A 1,060-nucleotide genomic window follows, 5' to 3' on the forward strand; every position below is an offset into this window, starting at 1 on the left:
TCCAGATGCTCGCACGCGGCCGGGTACTTGGCTTCCAGGGCGTCGATGACCCAGGCGTGCTGGGCGCGGACGGCATCGGCGGTGGGCTGGTCGAAGATGGTGCGCACCAGCGTGGCCACCCATGGCTGCGCCGACTTGGGCACGGTGGTGAGCAGGTTGCGCAGGTAGTGGGTGCGGCAGCGCTGCCAGGCCGTGCCCGGCAGGCTGGCGCCGATGGCCTCGACCAGCCCGCGGTGGGCGTCGGAGACGACCAGCTGGACGCCGGACAGGCCGCGGGCGACCAGGCTGCGCAGGAAGGCCAGCCAGCCGGCGCCGTCTTCGGCGCTGGTGACCTCCAGTCCGAGGACCTCGCGCTGGCCGTTGGCGTTGACGCTGGTGGCGACCAGGCAGTGCACGTTGATCGTGCGGCCGCCCTCGCGCACCTTCTGTGTCAGCGCGTCCAGCCACACGAATGTGTACGGGCCGGCGTCCAGCGCCCGCGTCCGGAACGCCTCGACTTGCTCATCCAGCGTTTTGGCCATCTGCGAGACCTGGCTTTTGGAGATGTGCTTGATGCCGAGCTGCTCGATGAGCTTGTCGACTCTGCGTGTGGAGACGCCGAGCAGGTAGCTGGTGGCGACCACGCTGATCAGCGCCTGCTCGGCCCGGCGGCGCCGCTCCAGGAGCCAGTCCGGATAGTAGGAGCCCGACCGGAGTTTCGGGATCGCCAGCTCGATCGTTCCGGTGCGGGTGTCCCACTCGCGGCTGCGGTAGCCGTTGCGAGAGTTGGTCCGTTCGCTGCTGCGCTCGCCATAACCGGCCCCGCACAGGCTGTCGGCCTCAGCCGACATCAACGCTTCGGCCATGGTCTTCACCATGGATCGCAACAGATCCGGGTCGTCGGTCTCGATCTGCCGCGCCAGCCACTGCCCGGGCGTCACACTGTTGTCTACGGCCATCGCCTGGTTCTCCTTCGATCTTGATCTTGCTACTCGAAGGATCACGCGATGGCCGTCTTCATTTCACGGCCGCCACGCTTGTGACCAGGTCAAACTCGTACACCACTCCCGTGGACGCAACC

General features: G+C 67.5%; 1 protein-coding gene. It reads right to left on the bottom strand.

All coding sequences use genetic code 11. The annotated features are described in order from the left end of the window. The coding region (locus ABZ459_RS52750; RefSeq protein WP_357989110.1) for an IS256 family transposase at positions 1–938 on the bottom strand (938 nt) is incomplete at its 3' end. Positions 939–1,060 lie beyond the last annotated feature (122 nt).

It is taken from the genome of Nonomuraea sp. NPDC005692, assembly GCF_040631115.1.
Classification (GTDB): domain Bacteria; phylum Actinomycetota; class Actinomycetes; order Streptosporangiales; family Streptosporangiaceae; genus Nonomuraea.